Origin of the sequence: Burkholderia sp. A2 (assembly GCF_001729305.1) — a bacterium.
In the GTDB taxonomy this organism is placed as follows: domain Bacteria; phylum Pseudomonadota; class Gammaproteobacteria; order Burkholderiales; family Burkholderiaceae; genus Burkholderia; species Burkholderia sola.
In genome coordinates this window covers 1-544 of sequence record NZ_LZXX01000147.1, presented here as the reverse complement: position 1 = coordinate 544, position 544 = coordinate 1, and the positions used below count along the sequence as shown (strand labels likewise).

1 protein-coding gene is annotated in these 544 nt (G+C 66.5%); it reads right to left on the bottom strand.

Going from position 1 to position 544, the window contains the following annotated elements; all coding sequences use genetic code 11:
* Window positions 1-544 (bottom strand): AMP-binding protein (locus A9Z05_RS31585; protein ID WP_141723521.1); only part of this gene is annotated, 544 nt, incomplete at both ends.

Here is a 544-nt window from a genome sequence, read left to right as displayed (position 1 = left end):
GCGACGCCGAATGCGTCGCCATACAGACCGAGCAGGTGCGCGGTGCCGCGGCGGCTCATCACGAGCCCTTTGGTCCTGCCTGTCGTGCCCGAACTGAACACCAGGGAATGGGTATCGGGCATATGCTCGACCCGCACCGGCTCGATACGCGTGTGCAAATCGCCGCGGCTGGCGGGATCGATATCCACGACGCGCCCGGCGATCGCGCCGGCGGTGTCGAGCCATCGCGCGTCCACGGCCAGCACGCTCAGCTGGTAGCGCTCGATCAACGCGTCGCACGTGTCGAGCAAGCCATCGTTCGGGAAAGCAACCGATACGCAGCCGAGCTCGATGCACGCAAGATCCCACACCATCCACGGATAACCGTTCGGCGCCGCGATGCCGACGCGCGCCCCGGGTACGAGGCCGATTGCCTTGCCGCGCTCGACCGTGGCGAGCACGTCTTCGAACAGTTCGTGGAAGGTCCGGACGGTTTCGGCGCCCTTGTCGTCGACAAAGGTCAGCGTGTGACTGCCGTCGCGCAAGCGCGCGACGAGATCGTCGA